14 protein-coding genes are annotated in these 16655 nt (G+C 73.7%); 8 read left to right on the plus strand and 6 right to left on the minus strand.

What is annotated here, in order from left to right; translation table 11 throughout:
- Nucleotides 1-80: 80 nt before the first annotated feature.
- The 4 genes from DER29_RS18575 (at nucleotide 81) to dinB (ending at nucleotide 4052) form a co-directional block, all read left to right on the plus strand.
- The gene (locus tag DER29_RS18575) at nucleotides 81-1664 is read left to right on the plus strand and encodes an FMN-binding glutamate synthase family protein (RefSeq protein ID WP_121398479.1); all 1584 of its coding nucleotides are present in this window, start codon (nucleotides 81-83) and stop codon (nucleotides 1662-1664) included.
- Nucleotides 1665-1736: 72 nt separating this feature from the next.
- On the plus strand, nucleotides 1737-2141 hold the full coding sequence (locus tag DER29_RS18580) for a DUF2809 domain-containing protein (protein ID WP_121398480.1): 405 nt from the start codon (nucleotides 1737-1739) through the stop codon (nucleotides 2139-2141).
- 57 nt (nucleotides 2142-2198) lie between these two features.
- Nucleotides 2199-2723 (plus strand): GNAT family N-acetyltransferase, encoded by a 525-nt coding sequence (locus DER29_RS18585; RefSeq protein WP_121399322.1) that lies wholly within the window; start codon nucleotides 2199-2201, stop codon nucleotides 2721-2723.
- A 141-nt stretch (nucleotides 2724-2864) separates the two neighbouring features.
- On the plus strand, nucleotides 2865-4052 hold the full coding sequence (dinB, locus tag DER29_RS18590) for a DNA polymerase IV (RefSeq protein ID WP_121399323.1): 1188 nt from the start codon (nucleotides 2865-2867) through the stop codon (nucleotides 4050-4052).
- A 73-nt stretch (nucleotides 4053-4125) separates the two neighbouring features.
- Here the strand turns inward: dinB and nhaA are convergent, their stop codons facing one another.
- Complete coding sequence (gene nhaA, locus DER29_RS18595) at nucleotides 4126-5445, minus strand: Na+/H+ antiporter NhaA (RefSeq protein WP_121398481.1); 1320 nt, start codon at nucleotides 5443-5445, stop codon at nucleotides 4126-4128.
- Nucleotides 5446-5772: 327 nt separating this feature from the next.
- Between nhaA and DER29_RS18600 the strand changes: the two genes are divergently transcribed.
- On the plus strand, nucleotides 5773-6399 hold the full coding sequence (locus DER29_RS18600; RefSeq protein WP_121398482.1) for a universal stress protein: 627 nt from the start codon (nucleotides 5773-5775) through the stop codon (nucleotides 6397-6399).
- Nucleotides 6400-6596: 197 nt separating this feature from the next.
- Here DER29_RS18600 and DER29_RS18605 read toward each other — a convergent pair whose 3' ends face one another.
- On the minus strand, nucleotides 6597-9029 hold the full coding sequence (locus tag DER29_RS18605) for a M14 family metallopeptidase (RefSeq protein ID WP_121398483.1): 2433 nt from the start codon (nucleotides 9027-9029) through the stop codon (nucleotides 6597-6599).
- Between the two features lie 404 nt (nucleotides 9030-9433).
- Between DER29_RS18605 and DER29_RS18610 the strand changes: the two genes are divergently transcribed.
- Nucleotides 9434-9913: a hypothetical protein gene (locus tag DER29_RS18610; protein ID WP_121398484.1), complete on the plus strand. Its 480-nt coding sequence runs from the start codon at nucleotides 9434-9436 to the stop codon at nucleotides 9911-9913.
- A gap of 145 nt (nucleotides 9914-10058) precedes the next feature.
- A complete protein-coding gene (locus tag DER29_RS18615) occupies nucleotides 10059-10391 on the plus strand; it encodes a hypothetical protein (protein ID WP_233599912.1) in 333 nt (110 codons plus the stop codon).
- A gap of 100 nt (nucleotides 10392-10491) precedes the next feature.
- On the opposite strand, the gene DER29_RS18620 is transcribed toward DER29_RS18615, so the two are convergent.
- From DER29_RS18620 to DER29_RS18630, 3 genes are all read right to left on the minus strand, one after another.
- Complete coding sequence (locus DER29_RS18620; RefSeq protein ID WP_199729351.1) at nucleotides 10492-11355, minus strand: SDR family oxidoreductase; 864 nt, start codon at nucleotides 11353-11355, stop codon at nucleotides 10492-10494.
- 164 nt (nucleotides 11356-11519) lie between these two features.
- The gene (locus DER29_RS18625) at nucleotides 11520-12164 is read right to left on the minus strand and encodes a dihydrofolate reductase family protein (RefSeq protein ID WP_121398486.1); all 645 of its coding nucleotides are present in this window, start codon (nucleotides 12162-12164) and stop codon (nucleotides 11520-11522) included.
- 109 nt (nucleotides 12165-12273) lie between these two features.
- Nucleotides 12274-12927, minus strand: a complete 654-nt coding sequence (locus DER29_RS18630; RefSeq protein WP_199729352.1) for a hypothetical protein — start codon at nucleotides 12925-12927, stop codon at nucleotides 12274-12276.
- A 312-nt stretch (nucleotides 12928-13239) separates the two neighbouring features.
- On the opposite strand from DER29_RS18630, the gene DER29_RS18635 reads away from it, so the two are divergent.
- Entirely contained in the window at nucleotides 13240-14040 is an 801-nt protein-coding gene (locus DER29_RS18635) for a serine protease (protein ID WP_233599913.1), read from the plus strand.
- Nucleotides 14041-14110: 70 nt separating this feature from the next.
- Here DER29_RS18635 and DER29_RS18640 read toward each other — a convergent pair whose 3' ends face one another.
- Complete coding sequence (locus DER29_RS18640; RefSeq protein WP_121398489.1) at nucleotides 14111-16591, minus strand: tetratricopeptide repeat protein; 2481 nt, start codon at nucleotides 16589-16591, stop codon at nucleotides 14111-14113.
- Nucleotides 16592-16655 lie beyond the last annotated feature (64 nt).

The following is a 16655-nucleotide window of genomic DNA, read 5'->3' on the forward strand; positions in this document are numbered from 1 at the left end:
AGCGGCGTCCGGGTCGGCGACGCCGGCCGCGTGACCGCCGGCCCGTTTGGCGGGAGGCGATCGCGGAAAGAGTGGCGGGCATGAAGTGGGCAAGCCGAGCCGTACCCGCCGCCGTCGCCGCCGTCGCCGCCGTCGCGGCCCTGGCCGCACGCGACCTGATCCAGCGCGAGCACGCGTTGCTGCGTACCTTCCCGGTCCTCGGCCGGGCCCGGTACCTGCTGGAGTCCATCGGGCCGGAGTTGCGCCAGTACATCGTCGCGGGCAACAACGAGGAGCGGCCGTTCACCCGCGACCAGCGCCGCTGGGTGTACGCGTCGGCGAAGCAGCAGAACAACTACTTCGGCTTCGGTACCGACAACGACATCGAGTTCACGCCCGGATATCCGATCATCAAGCACCGCACCTTCGGTCGGGCCGTCCCGCCGTCGACGCCGGGCGCCGGACACGACGTGCGGCTGCCGTGCGCCAAGGTGCTCGGCGCCGCGCGGGGACGTGCCCACGCGTTCCGGCCCGAGTCGGTGGTGAACATCTCCGGGATGAGCTTCGGCTCGTTGTCCGGCAACGCCGTCGAGGCGCTCAACCGGGGCGCCGCCCTGGCCGGCTGCCTGCAGAACACCGGCGAGGGCGGGCTGTCGCCGTACCACCGCAAGGGCGGTGACCTGGTCTTCCAGATCGGCACCGCGTACTTCGGCTGCCGCGACGAACGCGGCCGGTTCAGCCTCGACCGGCTCAAGGACCTGGTCGCCGGCGCGCCGGTACGGGCGCTGGAGATCAAGCTCAGCCAGGGTGCCAAGCCCAGCCTTGGCGGCCTGCTGCCGGCGGCCAAGGTCTCCGCGGAGATCGCGGCGACCCGGGGCATCCCGCAGGGACGCGACTGCGTCAGCCCGTCGCGGCACGCCGAGTTCTCCGACTGCGACAGCCTGCTCGACTGGGTGGAGCTGCTCGCCGCCGAGACCGGCCTGCCGGTCGGCATCAAGTCCGCGGTGGGCGACCTCGGCTTCTGGGAGGAGCTCACCACCCTGATGCGCGACACCGGGCGTGGGGTCGACTTCGTGACCGTCGACGGTGGCGAGGGCGGCACCGGCGCCGCGCCGCTGATCTTCACGGACTCGGTGTCGCTGCCGTTCCAACAGGGCTTCGCCCGGGTCTACAAGGTCTTCGCCGAGCACGACCTGCACGAGCAGGTGGTGTTCGTCGGCGCCGGCAAGCTCGGCCTGCCCGACAACGCGGTGGTGGCGTTCGCGCTCGGCTGCGACATGGTCAACGTGGGCCGGGAGGCGATGCTGGCGATCGGCTGCATCCAGGCCCAGAAGTGCCACACCGACACCTGCCCCACCGGCGTCGCCACCCAGAACCCGTGGCTCGCCCGGGGCGTGGACCCGGGCTCGAAGTCCGTCCGCGCCGCCAACTACGTCCGGACGCTGCGCCGGGACCTGGTCAAGGTCGCCGAGGCCTGCGGCGTCGAGCACCCGGGCCTCATCGACACCGACTCGATCGAGGTCCTCGACGGCCGGACCGCCTCGCACCCCCTGCACGAGGTGTACGGCTACCGTCCCGAGTGGGGGCTGCCGTCCGCCGCCGACCGGGCGCAGATCGTCCGGCTGATGACGGCGGAGGCCCCCCAGGGCGGCACCGCCCCACCCTCGCCGACCGCGATGTCCTGACCGTCCGCGACGCGCCGCACGAGTACGCCCGGAGTTCCTGGCCGCCGCGGGCGGACGCCTAGCATCGCCGGAATGTCGATCACCCCTCGGCGGTGCCGGATCCTGATGCTCGCCGCGGCCGTCCTCTTCGTGCTCGTCGCCCTCGTCGTGCGGGCGGCGGCCGGCGGCGGCGTCGAACAGCACTCCGGCACCGCGCTGTACGCCTGCGTGGTCTGGGCCGGCGTGTTGTTCCTCCGGCCGCGGCTGTCGCCGCCGGTGGCCGGCGCGGTCGCGGTCGCCTTCTGCTGGGCGGTGGAGTTGTCGCAGTTGACCGGGGTACCGGCGGGGCTGTCGGCGCGCAGCCCGCTGGCGCGGCTCGCGCTCGGGGCGCAGTTCGACCCGGTCGATCTCGCCTGGTACCCGGTCGGGGTACTGCCGCTGGTGGCGGTGCATTGGATCGTCGCCGTCCGCGCCCGGCGTCGGCGGCCCACGGGGTGAGCGGGCGGCGCCGTTAATGGCGCGCGTCGGGTGCACGACCGCACCTATCGTGGCCCGGTGCTGATCAGACGCGAGACCCCCGCCGACATCAACGCGATCCGGGCGGTGCACCTGGCCGCCTTCGCCGACCCGCAGAAGCCGGACGCCGTACCCGTCGAGGCGGGGCTGGTGGACGCGCTGCGGGCCGACGACGGGTGGCTGCCGGCCCTCTCCCTCGTCGCGGCGGACGACGCCGGGCGGGTGGTCGGGCACGTGGTGTGCACCCGGGGCCGGGTCGCCGGCGAGCCGGTCGCGCTGGGGTTGGGTCCGCTCGGCGTGCTGCCGGCCTGGCAGCGGCGCGGGGTCGGCTCCGCGCTGATGCACGCGGTGCTCGGCGCGGCCGACGCGCGCGAGGAGGCCCTGGTGGTGCTGCTCGGGCACCCCGACTACTACCCGCGCTTCGGGTTCCGCCCGGCGGTCGACCTCGGCGTCACCCCGCCGCAGCCGTGGGGGCCGCGCCACTTCATGGCCCGGCCGCTGAGCGCCTGGCGGTCGTCGATCCGGGGCGCGTTCGCCTACGCCCGCCCGTTCGACGAGTTGTAGGCGCTGGCCGCCCTCGCCGTCGCCGCCACCCCGCCGCCGCGCCGGTCGGTCGCGCGGCCCCGGCGCCTCCGGGGATGCCCGCCCGGCGGTGTTCGGGCAGGTCAGCGCCGCCGTGGCGGGCTTCTGTGCGAACATGTGTTCGTGTCGCGAGAGGCCAGCATCCTGCACGCCGACCTGGACGCGTTCTACGCGTCGGTCGAGCAGCGGGACGATCCGCGCCTGCGCGGCCGGCCGGTGATCGTCGGCGGGGGCGTGGTCCTGGCGTGCAGCTACGAGGCGAAGGCCCGGGGCGTCCACAGCGCGATGGGCGGCCGGCAGGCCCGGCGGCTCTGCCCCGAGGCGATCGTCGTGCCGCCGAGGATGGCGGCCTACACGGCGGCGAGCCGCGCGGTGTTCGAGATCTTCCGGCGCACCACCCCGATCGTCGAGGGGCTCTCCATCGACGAGGCGTTCCTCGACGTGGGCGGCCTGCGCCGGCTGGTCGGCCCGCCCGCCGACGTCGCCGCCCGGTTGCGCCGGGAGGTACGCGAGGGGGTCGGCCTGCCGATCACGGTGGGCGTGGCCCGCACGAAGTTCCTCGCCAAGGTGGCCAGCGGCGTCGCCAAGCCCGACGGCCTGCTGGTCGTCCCGCCGGACGGGGAGCTGGCGTTCCTGCACCCGTTGCCGGTGGAGCGGCTGTGGGGCGTCGGGCCGGTGACCGCGACGAAGCTGCGCGAGCGACGCGTCCGTACGGTCGGGCAGGTCGCCCGCCTCGGCGAGGCGACGCTGGTCTCGCTGCTCGGCGCGGGCGCCGGTCGGCACCTGCACGCCCTGGCGCACAACCGCGACCCCCGGCCGGTGCAGGTCGGCCGCCGGCGCGGGTCGATGGGCGCGCAGCACGCCCTCGCCCCCGTCCCGCACTCCCCCGCCGAACTGGAGGCGGTCCTCGCCGGCCTGGTCGACCGGGTGACCAGGCGGATGCGGGCGGCGACGCGGGCCGGCCGGACGGTGACGCTGCGCCTGCGGTTCGGCGACTACAGCCGCGCGACCCGCTCCCGCACGGTGGCCAAGGCGACCGCCGACACGGCCCCGCTGCTCGCCGCGGCGCGGGCGCTGCTGCGGACGGCGCTGCCCGAGATCGAACGGCGGGGCGTGACCCTGCTCGGCGTGTCGGTCGGGAACCTGGACGACTCCCCCGTCCAGCCGCCGCTGCCGTTCGACCGCGATCCGGGGGCGGACCTGGACGCGGCCGTGGACGCGGTGCGCGACCGGTTCGGGTCCGGGGCGCTCACCCGGGCGGTGCTGCTCGGCCGGGACCCCGGCCTGGAGATGCCGCTGCTGCCGGACTGAGCGACGGGCCCGACCCAGCCGCGGGACTGCCCTGGCCCTCGGGCGGGGAACGGTGTCGGCCCGGCACGGGTGTTCAGTAGGCGTCCGGCCGGTCAGGATGCCGGTCGTAGACGTCCGGCACGCCGTCCCGGTCGCGGTCGACGGCCTCCGCCTCGCAGACCTGCCGGTGCAGGCGGCTCCGGGCGCGCAGGACCACGGAGGCGAACAGCGCCGAGAGCAGGGACCCGGTGAGCACGGCCACCTTGACGTGGTCGTCCCGCTCACTGCCCACCCCGAAGGCCAACTCGCCGACGAGCAGCGAGACGGTGAAGCCGATGCCGCCGAGCAGCGACAGGCCGAACACGTCGAGCCAGTTGAGGCCCTCGTCCGGATGGGCACGGGTGAACCGGGAAACCAGCCAGGTGGCACCCATGATGCCGACCGGTTTGCCGACGAGCAGACCGATGACGATGCCGATCGCCACCCGGTCGCTGAGCGCGGTCGCCAGGCCGGTCAGGCCCCCCACCGCGACCCCGGCAGAGAAGAACGCGAAGACCGGCACCGCGACGCCGGCGGAGATCGGGCGGAACCGGCGCTCGAAGTGCTCGGCCAGTCCTGGCCCGGTGCCCGGTCCCCCGGCGGCGTCGCTGCGGACGACCGGGACGGTGAAGGCCAGCAGGACCCCCGCCACGGTGGCGTGCACCCCCGACTCGTGCACCAGCACCCAGGTCAGGGCCGCGAGTGGGAGCAGCAGCCACCAGGACCGGACGCGACGCTGCACCAACAGACCGAAGACCGCCAGCGGGGCCAGGGCGCCGAGCAACGGCACGACCGACAGGTCGGTGGTGTAGAAGACGGCGATGATCACGATGGCGATCAGGTCGTCGACGACCGCGAGGGTGAGCAGGAAGGTACGCAGCGCGGGCGGAAGGAACCGGCCGACCACGGCGAGCACAGCCAGCGCGAAGGCGATGTCGGTCGCCGTCGGGATCGCCCAGCCCTTCGCCGCGTCGCCGCCGGCGATCAGGTGGTAGAGCAGGGCCGGCACCAGCACGCCGCCACAGGCCGCCGCCACCGGGACCACCGCGCGACGCGGATCCCGCAGGTCCCCCGCCACGAACTCACGTTTGAGTTCGAGCCCGGCGACGAAGAAGAAGACGGCCAGCAGGCCGTCGGTCGCCCAGGTGGCCATGCTGAGGTCGAGGTGCAGGAAGGCGGGTCCGGCGCGGAAGTCCCGCAACGCCTGGTAGTGCTCCACCCAGGGTGAGTTGGACCAGAGCAGCGCCACCAGCGCCCCGACGAGCAGAAGCGCCCCGCCCACCGTCTCCCGGCGCAGGATGGCAGTGATGCGGCTGGTCTCCGCCCACGATCGCCGGGCGAACAGGCTGCCACGGCGCCGACCGGCGTCGGTCACGGGGTCTCCTCGTCCGAAGGGGCCGGGTCGTCCATCGCCGACCGCACCACCCGGAAGACCGGAGCCACCCCCGTGCGCCGTAAGCCCGGGACGCCCGCATCCGGTCGGCGCCAGCAGAGTGGTACCCGTCCGGGACTGGTCGAACCCTCGTCGTGCGCGCACACCACAGCCGGCGCTCCACCCCGCGCGAGCGCCGCCGCGTCGGTGGGTCGGACGGTGTGCGCCGACAACTGGCCTCGCCTGCGGACGCGGTGGCCTACCCGCGGCGACCGGGGGTAGTCAGCCGCATGACCCGTCCGCCCGCACCGACCACGCCGGGAGGCCGCCGTGGCTGAGCTGGGACTGGCCCTGCTGGCGATCGTGGCCTGGCTGGTTGCCGGGCTGGTCACCGCAGCGGTCTTCGTGACCCGTGGTGGGCACCGCAACCTGCTCTGGTATCTCGTCGGAGGCCTGCTCGGGCCGCTGTTCATCCCGATCGCCGCCGAGCGCGGCCGGGCCGATCCGCAGCGGGTCGACGTCCGGGCGCCGGCGCCGGCGCCGGCGCGGTCCGGCCTGCGCGTGCTGGTCGGCCTGGACGGCTCGCCCGACTCCGACCGCGCGCTGCGCGCCGTCGCTCACGCGTTGGGCGGCACGGCCGGCGAGTTGGTGCTGGTCACCGTGACCGACCCGGACGTGGTCGACATCCAGGCGGACGAAGAGCACCAGCGGGCCCGACTACTGCTCGACGAGGCCGCCCGTAACCTGCCGGACGAGCTGCCCACTCCCAGCACGGAGGTGGTGTCGGGTCATCCGGCCGACGCTCTCCTGGCAGTCGCCGAGGCGCGGGACGTGGACCTCTTGGTGATCGGAAGGCGGGGCCACGGGCTCGACGAGAAGCTGCTGGGCAACGTGGCGGAGGATCTGGCGCACCGCAGCTCCCGAGCGGTGCTGCTGGGCAGCCTCCCCGGTCGCTGATCGGCGTTTCCCCGGCCGGATCGCGGGTAGGCCCGCCTCACCGCCTCGGGCGACGCGGAGCGACGGCGGGAGGACCTCGGGCGGCCTTCGGCTCCCACGCCTCGCATGAGCGATGGCCCGCACCGCACGCTGGCCAAGCTGGACGTCGGAGCGGGAGTGCGGGGTCGGTGACCACGCACTCCCGTCCCGGTGCGCGGTCAGCCCGCCGGCGGCACGGCGGTGCCCTTGCGGTAGTTGCGGCCGTTGCCGTCGGGGCGGTAGTTGTTCTCGACGTTGCCCGCCGAGTCCACCGAGAACCAGTGGATCCGCGTTCCCGTTGGGACGGTCAGCGTCTCCCCGCCCTCCCGGATGCCCGCCGAGCCGTAGAGCTTCGACGCGTACGTGGGGGCGGCCCGGTCGAGGGTGTAGAAGACGGCGGCCGGCTCGCTGGTGGAGAACGTCACGTCCACCGTGCCGGGCGTCGCGCCGGGCGCGACCGCCAGCGTGCTGCGCGGCCGGGTCCGGTCCCTGGCGAAGTCCCGGGCCACCCGCATCAGCTCGACCAGGCCGTTGGCGAACTCCAGCGTCTCGGCGTGCGCCTCGTCCCACTCCGGCTGGAAGGAGGTGCCGACCTCGAAGTTCCAGGCGTAGATGCCGTACCTGTACCAGAGCATGTCCCCGGAGTTGCCGGCCGCCGAGTAGAGCACGTCGGAGATCGGGCCGGTGCGCGCCGGGGTCACCGCCATGTTGCGGTGCCGCTTGATGGCGGCCAGGATCCGCGACGAGGCGCCCCAGAACGCCGACTCCTCGGCGAGCGTCGGCCGGGGCGCGGAGACGCGGTCGGGCAGCGCGTACGCCCCCGGCGACCACATGAAGTAGTTGCCCGAGGAGTGCAGGTTCATCGAGAACCTGATGTTCGGCCGGGATGCCAGCCAGTCGAGATTGCGGTTCTCGGGCTCGGACAGCTCGCCCGGCCCGGCGTACGTGCCGCTGGTGCAGTTCGCCGACGCCCCCGAGTAGCCGTCGAAGAGGCTGTACTCGGTGTAGTTGCGGTTGTTGTCCACGCCCCAGGAGTTGCGGGCCAGGAAGTCGGCCGCCCCGTTCGTCGGGCAGTGGTTGGTCATGTTCTTGCGCTGCGAGTTGAAGTCGTAGAAGGAGTAGTGGCCGCCGTCGGGGTTGACCGAGGGGGCGATCCAGATGTCGAGGCTGTCCAGCAGCTGCCGGGTCCGCCCGTCGTGGGCGTAGTTGCGCAGCAGCCGCTCGGCGGTCTCGACGGTCACCAGCGGCGGCACCCACTCGCGGGCGTGTTCCTGCGCGTACGCGAGCACGCCGAGCTTCGAGCCGTCCCGGTGCTTGCCGATGCGGATGGCGTACACCGGGTGCGGGTCGCGGGAGACGCTCGCCGGCGCGCTCAGACCGTCGCTGAGCGGGGTCCGCGCGGCCGGCGCGACCACGCCGCCGCCCGGGCTGCCCCGATAGGTGTACGCCCGCACGAGCGTCCCGGCGCCGGCGTTGAGCGCCGCGACGACCTGGGCGGCGGTGCTGGTCACCGCGCCGTCGCCGTCGGTACCCAGGGTGACCCGGACGGCCTCGCCGGCGACGGTCACCGACAGCGGCGCGTCCGCCGCGCCCGGGTCGACCAGTTCCACGGAGACGTCGTTGCCGCCCTCGTGCCCCCAGGCCAGGGAGTCCACCGCGACGCGGCTGTCGGTGGCGGTGCCCAGCACCGCCTGGGCGTGCCGTCGGTAGCCGTTGGTCCGGTACGGCAGCTCGACGACCTCGGCCAGCCGGGGGAACTCGGCCGCCAGCTGATGGATCCGCCCGTACAGCTCGGTCGGCGTCAGGTAGCTGGTGACGAAGTCCTTCTGGTAGCCCGGCCCCTCGGGGCCGTCGCCGGGGGTGGGAAGCCACTCCCGCACCTGGGCCACGGCGACGTCGCCGGTCGGGCTGGTGATGCGGATCCGGTCGGGCCGGCTGGTCACCTGCGCGGCCCCACGGTGGTACAGGTAGACGCCGGCGTCGACGAAACGGGAGATCGTCTGCGTACCGCCGGAGCCGATCTCGGTGCCCGGGCCGCTGTCCCGCTCGACGGTGAGGGCGTCGGCGGCGGTCTGGCCCTGCGCCCACTTCGCCTCGACGGAGAGGACCTGGCTCGTTCCGGAGGTGTAGTAGTCCGCCCGGATGATCTTGACGTCGGACGCGGCGGCGGTGGCCGGACCGCGCGCCGCGGCGGCGAACTCGCGGTTCCGCGCGACGTGCCCGGCGATGGTCGCCTCGCGTTCCGCCACCCGGGCCCGGGCGTCGGCGGGACGGTGCAGCACCTCGCCGAGGGTGAAACCGGCCCTGGTCAGCGCCGCGGCCTCGCTGGCGGTGACGACCGCGTGCGCGACGACCCCGTCCCCGGTCCGGGTCACGTGGTGGTCGAGGTCGACGCCGGTGGCGACGAGGGCGTCCAGTTGGGCGGTGCCGGCGAGCAGCACCTCGACGACGTTCGCCTCCTCGTCGGCGACCCGGACCAGCTCGACCGGGGGTCCTGCGGCGGGCACGACGGCCGAGGCCGGGCTGACCAGCAGCACCGCGGCCGTGGCGGCGGCGAGCGCGGCCGGGACGGGGAGGCGGCGTCGCCACCGGGGAGTCAGGGGATCACGCATGTGTCCGCCCTTCTGGTGTCGGCAGGGTGGCCGGACGGGATGGCCGAAGGGCCGCCCGGGTTGCGCGGCTGCGCCCCGTCGGTCGCGCGTGCACGACCGCGCGTCGCGACACGGCGGAGGAGAGTCGGTGGTGTCCGGTTGCGACGGACCGACGCCGCCGGGCGCGCAAGCGTCGTCGGGCTGGTGGACGAGAGGCCGTTCCGGCCGAGATCGGTGGACTGGAGTCATCCTCAACGCACACAAAGCGATATGTCAATCCTCGTCGATGTCCCGGCCGCGCCGCCGGTGGACCCGCGAGCCGCACTGCGGCCGGCGGTGAGTAGGTGTGCTCACGCCCTGCCTGAAGGCCGCCCACATACTTACCCGAGCAGCGTGGACCGGCCCGCGGGAAGAAGGCGACACACATGACCAAGCCGCACCGACTGACGTTGCCGACCACCGCGCTCGTCCTGGTGCTCGGCACACCGGTGGCTTCCTGGTGGCTCATCGGCGACCTGACCAACGACGAGGCCCGACGACTCGCCGCCGAGGGCGTCGAGTTGGACTACGCGATCCGGCCGGTGAGCCTCGGCCCGGCGGGCGACCGGATCGTCGGCGTCCTGGCGTGCGTCGGCGTCGTCGTCGCGCTCGCCTGGTTGCTCCGGGCCACCGCACGCCGCCGTCTCGACCCCCGGTGGTGGTGGGTGCTGGTGCCGCTCGTCGGAGCCGGCGTCCTCGTCGGCCTCGCCTGGCGGGTGCTGACCGCCGGAGGAATCGGCGCCAACATCGGCGCGGGGCTCATGGTCGTCGCAGGTGGGCCGGCGCTGACGGTCCTGCTGATCGTCGCCGCCGTCGCGGCAATGCGGATGCGCCGGCCGCGACGAGGCCCGGACGCCTCCGAGTGACGACGGGCCCCTGTCCTCGCCCGTCCCGCGGCCGGCGGCAGGGCTCCGCAGACCTACTCCGCAGCCTGGAAGGGTGTCGAGGTTTCGTCGGCGTGGAAACTGGAGAAACTGAAGATCGCACCTGCGCTCAAGGGGGATCAAACTCGTGTCAGACACCACCGACCGGTCCGACCGTCAGGCAGACCGTCCCGCCGAGGTGACCGACCCGTTGCTGTGGAAGCTCGCCCTGGACGTGGCCGACGCCCACGAACCGGACGGGGACGGGGGGTGCCGCAACCTGCTCTGCGCGGGCCAGGCCTGGCCCTGCCCGGCCTGGAACAACGCCCAGCGCGCCCTGCGCATGGCCCGGTCCGACTCCGGGCAGTCGTCGCCGCACGCGGTGCGGCCGGCTGGCGGCCAGGGCCGCTCGGACAGGTCCGCCGCCGGGTTGGCGCAGCGCACCCGGCCGAACGACCCCCGGGCCGCGTCGGCGGCCTAGCGCTTCAGCCGCAGATCGGGGCAACCTAGGTCGCGGACGGAGCAGCGCGCCCGTCCGCGACACGAACGGCGGCCGTCGGAGCGGGCGACCGGACAGGCCCCTACTGCGGACCGGTGAAGTCCTCGGCGTGGTCGCGGGCCCACTGGGCGTAGGTCAGGGCGGACCGGCCCAGCAGGTGCCGGACGGTGTCGGTGACCGGCTCGGGTTGCGCGACCATCGCCGCGTGGCCGGCGATGATGCCGGCGGCCACGCCAGCCGGCATCGAAGGGAAGAGCTCGGCGGCGGCCTGTGCGGAGTCCATCTCCTCGAAACGCAGCGTCCGGCCGAGCGCGGCACCGATCGCCGCGAGCTGCTCGACCTGCGTCAGCTGCTCGGGGCCGGTCAGGTGGTAGGCCCTGCGGTGGTGCCGGTCGTCCGTCAGCAACCGCGCTGCCACCGCCCCGAGGTCCGCCTCGTGCACCAGGGCCCGGCTGGCCTGGGGCACGAACCACCGCAGGACGTCCGACCGCCGGATCTGCGGCGCCCACGCCAGGGTGTTCGCGGCGAAACCGCTGGAGCGCAGGAACGCGTACTCGGCGGCCGACCCTGCGATCAGGGCCTCCACATGGGCGTGGGAGCCCATGATGGTCCCGTCCGGCTCAGCGGCGCCGTCCGGGTCGTCCGGTACGCCGTGGGCGGACAGGTAGACGACGCGCCCGACCCGCTCGGCCAGCGTCGCCACCAACCGACCGGCCGCCCGGTCGGCGGTGACCGACGGGAAGACGAGGAACAGCGCATCCACACCGTCCAGGGCGGCGCTCAGGCCGTCGGGCACGGCGAGATCACCGCCGACCACCTCCACCTGCGGTCCCAGGACCACCGATGCCCTCGCCGGATCGCGGGACAGCACGCGCACCCGCACGTCCCCCGCGCCGACGAGCCGGGCGACGACCTGCCCACCCACCCGCCCGGTCCCCCCGGTCACCAGTACCGTCCGCCGCACGCTCATACCGACCACGTCCTGTCCGCTCGATCAGCTCTGACGTGTCGACGGTAGAAGTTGAAGTGGGCTTGAGAGCAAGCGCCGGCGAGGCCGTGCCCGGTCGGATCCACCCGCCGGTGACAGGGACCACCTGGGATGGGGCGACGTCAGTCGTCGACTCCGGCACCGCGATCGGGTGCGCTCATGTCCCCCGTTTCGGGCGTGCCATCCGCGAACCCGTAGCGCAGGTACACGGTGCCCCTCGGATTGGCTACCGGCGGTTCGAGGAGGGTGAGGTTCGTGGGCACCGCGCCACCGTCGAACACCTTCTTGCCGACGCCGAGCACGATCGGGTGCACCCAGAGGTCGAGCCGGTCGAAGAGCTTCTCGCGCAGGAGGGTCTGCACCAGGTTCAGGCTCCCGACGACCTTCACGTGCTCGTGCCGGTCACGGATCTCACGCACCGCGCCGGCCAGGTCCGGACCGAGCTGGGTGGACCCGGCCCACGAGAGGTCGGGCCTGCCGCGGGAGGCCACGTACTTCGGGACCCTGTTGAAGATCGTGGCGATCTCGTCGTCCTCGCCGCCCTCCTGGTGCGGCCAGTGGGCGGCGAAGATGTCGTACGTCCGGCGGCCGAGCAGGAGGGCGTCCGTGCCCTCGTACGCGGCACCGACCTGTGCGCCGGCGACCTCGTCCAGCAGGGGCGCCTGCCAGCCGCCGAACGGGAACCCCACCGGGTCCTCGTCGGGGCCGCCGGGCGCCTGCCCGACGAGGTCGAGGGTCGCGAACAGTTCGATGTGGATGAGGCCCATGCCTTGCTCCCGGTGAGTTGGTCGGCTCGGTCGGGAGGTGGACCCGTGGGCGCCGGCACGGTGCCCTGCTCACGCCACCAGGCCGGGGCGCCGCACCGGCACTTCCCGCTCACGATAGATCACAGTACGCGCCCAGACCGGGTGGCCGTCCCGCGTCGCCGTAGCGCGCGAAGATCTCCTGGACGGCGGTCAACTCGTCGCCCTCGTCAGCGTCGACGTACCAGCCGTGCTCCGTGTCCGCGACGACGGCCTCCGGGGTGACGAAGTCCTGGCCGAAACGGTAGACGTCCAGGCAGTAGACGAACTCGGACCCGATCATCGGGTCGACGCCGGTCCGGTCGCAGTGGTCCAGCAGGCCTTCGGCGACCCGCCACTGCTCGCCGTCGAACCAGAACACGCCGCAGGCCCAGTGGATCGTCCGGCCGGTCGGCACATCCGTGACGTTGCCGGCCGCGTTGCTCGCCGGACGGTCGCGCACCAGGCGGACCAGGTCCTCGGGGACGTCGCCGTAGAGCGCCTCCTGCGCGGCGTACTGGTCCCAGCCCACGCTCAGATCCGCCTCGGGACCGAACGTCAGCAGCAGGGCCCGCCCGTCGGCGAGGAAGTGCCAGAGGGTCGACTGCCCACCGTTGTCGTCCCAGGCGAAGCGCTCCGCCGCGTCGACCATCGTCGGCTTGTGGAAGGTGAGCTCGCTGACGATCGCGGCGCGCCGGCGCACCTCACGGATCGGAGTGACGCGGAGCGCGTGCCAGGTCTCGTCCACGGGCAGCATGGTAGCCACCGCAGGGGCAACGGCCGTGCGCGCGGATCTCAGTGTCCGGCCGGAGGGTTCCGGTGTCCGGGAACCGGTCGGACGGCATGGCCTTTCCGCAGCCTGGTCTACGTAGGCACAAGCGCGGGGAGAGCCCCGTCCGGCCAGAGGAGAGCCATGCTGAAGAAGAGATGGGCGGTAGTAGCCCTCGCCGCCGTGGTCGTCGGTACCGCGGCGCCTCCGGTGGGGCCGGCGGCTGCCGCGACGGCTCAGGACCGACCCGCCGCCGGAGACACGGCACCAGCCGGTCATCGGCCCACGAGCGTGACGGTCCCCGCGGCCGGCGCCGCGGCCGGCGCGACTCCCACGGTCGGCACCAACGCGATCTTCGGTCCCGACACGCGGGTGCCGGTCAGCCCGACCACCATGTTTCCCGCCAGGGCCACCGTCCGGTTGACGTTCCCCGGCGGCCAGTGCACCGGCTTCATGATCAGCGAACGTACGGTCGCGACCGCCGGCCACTGCGTGCACTCCGGGGGCTCGCGCGGCGCCTGGCGTACCAACATCGTCGCGTACCCGGGGCACGACGGCACGACGGCGCCCTTCGGCTCGTGCGCGGCGGTCCGGCTCTTCGCCCCCTCGGGCTGGACCGGCTCGATCTACGCCCCCACCCCCGCCGACCCGGCCTACGACTACGGCGCGGTGCAGCTCAACTGCGCGATCGGCACCAGGACCGGCTGGCTCGGCCTCGGCTACCCGAGTCAACCCGTGACCGGATCCTGCACGTCGACCCAGGGATACCCGCTCGACCGATCCGGACAGTGGGCGAGCAAGGACGTCATCCGTGCCGAGAGCACGAGCTTCCTCTACGTCCGGCACCCCCTCGTCGGCGGGCAGGAGGGCAGCCCCGTCTTCTACACGCCCGACCCGGACGACTGGTGCCCGACGCCGCCGCGGCTGGTGAACCCGTGCCCGTGCCCGCCGCCACCGGACTGCGTGTGCCCGACCCCGGCGGTGCTGGGGATCCTCGCCCGCGGACCGTACGGCGCCGGACCCGGCGCCACCAACAACATCGTCACCCGGATCACGGCGCCGGTCGTCAACAACTTCATGCAGTGGCGTTGACCTCTTCCACGAGTCGCTCCCGGGGCGGGGACGGCAGGCCGTCGCCCCGGGAGCGCGCCTCGGCGCCTGTTCAGAAGGACTGTGCGGGCTCGGAGCGCAGCCGGTCCCGGACCTGCTCGGCGTCCAGGTGGCCCAACTGCTCCAGGATCTCCAGCGCACCGCGCCAGGCGCGGTGGGCGAGGTCCGGCGCACCGGCGGCGCGGTGGCTGTCGCCGAGATGGGTGAGCGTCGTGGCCTCGTAGTAGCGCTCCGCCGCCTCCCGCCACAGCGCGAGCGCGTTCTCGTAGCAGCGGATCGCCTCCGCCTGCTGCTCCAGCTGGTAGTGCACGTAGCCGAGACTGTCCCAGGTGTGCGCCTGCCAGTACCGGTTGCCGACCCGCTGTTGCAGGACCAGCGCCCGCGTGCAGTTGTCGAGCGCCTGCTGGTAGTTGCCGAGCTGGCTGTGGTACCAGCCGATGTTGTTCAGCGCGTTCGCCTGCCCGTTGGTGTTCTCCCCCGCCGCGAACAGGCCGAGTGCCTGCTGCGCGTGATGGAGCGCCTGCTCGTAGCGGCCCAGGCGCTCGGCCAGGATGCCGAGGTTGAGGTGGGCCCGTGCGCTCCCGACGGCATTGCCGAGTTCGGTGTAGAGCCGGAGCGACCGGTGCAGGTGCGCATGGGCCTGGTCGTGGTCCTCCAGCCGCAGGCAGGCCACGGCCCGGTTGCGGTGGGCGCGGGCCTGACCGTCCCGGTCGGCCACCCGTGACGCGGCGCGCAGCGCCCGCTCCTGGACCACCAGCTGTTCCTGCCACGCGCCGAGGCGATCGAGGTACGTGTTGACGGCCCAGGCCAGCTGCCAGGCGTGCGTATCGAACCGGGCGTCCGTGGCGAGGCCGACCACGGCCAGGAGCACCCGGTGCTCCGTGGTGAGCCAGCGCCACGCCTCCGCCCGGTCCCTGACCGCGGTGACCGTTGTGCCCGTGCGGGCCGGGGCGGGGTCGATCGGGTCCCGCTGGTCGTAGAGGAGCAGATCCGCGGCGTGGGCGGTGTGCAGGTAGCAGTCGAGGAGCCGGCCGAGCGCCTGCGCGCGTGCCTCCTCGGGCTCGTGCCCGGCGACCAGCTCGGCCGCGTACGCGCGCAGGAGGTCGTGCAGGACGTACCTCTCCGGGAGCTGCTCGGAGACCAGGTTCGCGCGGACGAGCGCCGCCATGGTCCGGCCCGCCTCCGCCACGGGCACGCCGGCGAGGCTCGCGAGCGCCGGCACGGAGACGTCCGGCCCGGGGTGTAGTCCGAGCAGCCGGAACGCCCGTGCCGAGGTCGCGTCCAGACTGCGGTACGACCACGAGAAGACCGTGCGGATGTCGGTGGCCGCGTCGCCGTAGCTGAACCGGTCGAGACCGCCCTGCCGCGTCAGCTCGTCCGCGAGCCGGCCGAGGCTGAGGCCCGGTTGGGCGGCGGCCCGTCCCGCCACGATGGCCAGCGCGAGCGGCAGCCCCGCCGCCGCGTCGACGATCCGGTTCGCCGCATCCGGCTCGTTCTCCACCCGGTCCGTGCCGAGTCGCCGGGACAGCAACTCGTACGCCTCCGTCCGCGACAGCGGGTCGAGGACGAGCGGACGTGCCCCTTCGATGGTGACCAGCCCCGGCAGGTGCCCACGGCTGGTGACCACCACCAGGCAGCCCGGCGAGCCGGGCAGCAGCGGGCGGACCTGGTCGGCGTCGCCGGCGTTGTCGAGCAGTACGAGCACACGCCGGCCCGTCAGCAGGCTGCGGAACAGCGCCGAGCGGGCGTCCGGTCCCGCCGGGACGCGTAGCGCCGGCACGCCGAGAGCTTCGAGGAACTCGCGGAGCACCTCCGCCGGGTTCGTCGCCGGCCCGGTGGCGTCGAACCCGCGGAGGTTGACGTAGAGCTGCCCGTCGGGGAAGTGGTCGGCGACCTGGTGCGCCCAGCCGACCGCCAGGGTCGTCTTGCCGACGCCGGCCGTGCCGCTGATCAGGCAGATCGTCGTCGTGCCCGGTGCACCGTGCATGTGCGGCAGCAGGCCGGCCAGCCCGGCGAGCGCCGCCCGGCGACCCACGAAACACGGTACGGCCGTCGGCAGTTGCCGGGGCGTCACGAGTTCGAGGACGCCCGTCGGTCGGTCGGTGGGCAACGGCGGTGACGACGGCTCGGGCCCTCCGGCCGACGTGCTACCGCCGCTGGAGCGGCGGCCCAACTGGGTGTGGGCGGCGGCCCGCAGCCGGTCCTCCGTACGGGCGGCGTCGGCGATCCTGAGCAGCCGCCAGTGTGCCGCATCCCAGTGACTCATCTCCGCCAGCTCGGCCGGCAGTCGGATACCGGCTCGGTCGGCGTGCGCCAGGCAGGCCTCGACGAAGGCGACGACGAAGGGCCACTCGGGCAGTGACTTGGCGTTCAGCTTGTCGCTCAACGTCGAGCGCGCCAGCGGCTGACGCAGCGCTGTCGAGATGGCGACCAACGTGTTCAACGACGGGGCCCCGGAGAGCTGCCGGAGGCGCCTGAGTTCACCGACGAACCAGGCCAACGCCTCCTGCGCCTCCCGGCCCGGTTCGCTCATCCGCTGCACCTCTCCGCGCCGGACGAGCCTATCAATCCATCAAGGATTCACGATGTCCTGCTCG

Source organism: Micromonospora sp. M71_S20, assembly GCF_003664255.1.
Lineage (GTDB): Bacteria > Actinomycetota > Actinomycetes > Mycobacteriales > Micromonosporaceae > Micromonospora.

What these genes read in the sequence shown, in the direction of transcription:
- DER29_RS18575 (WP_121398479.1), top strand. Translation starts at nt 81, where the DNA reads ATGAAGTGGGCAAGCCGAGCCGTACCCGCCGCCGTCGCCGCCGTCGCC.
- DER29_RS18580 (WP_121398480.1), top strand. Translation starts at nt 1,737, where the DNA reads ATGTCGATCACCCCTCGGCGGTGCCGGATCCTGATGCTCGCCGCGGCC.
- DER29_RS18605 (WP_121398483.1), bottom strand. Translation starts at nt 9,029, where the DNA reads ATGCGTGATCCCCTGACTCCCCGGTGGCGACGCCGCCTCCCCGTCCCG.
- DER29_RS18610 (WP_121398484.1), top strand. Translation starts at nt 9,434, where the DNA reads ATGACCAAGCCGCACCGACTGACGTTGCCGACCACCGCGCTCGTCCTG.
- DER29_RS18625 (WP_121398486.1), bottom strand. Translation starts at nt 12,164, where the DNA reads ATGGGCCTCATCCACATCGAACTGTTCGCGACCCTCGACCTCGTCGGG.
- DER29_RS18640 (WP_121398489.1), bottom strand. Translation starts at nt 16,591, where the DNA reads ATGAGCGAACCGGGCCGGGAGGCGCAGGAGGCGTTGGCCTGGTTCGTC.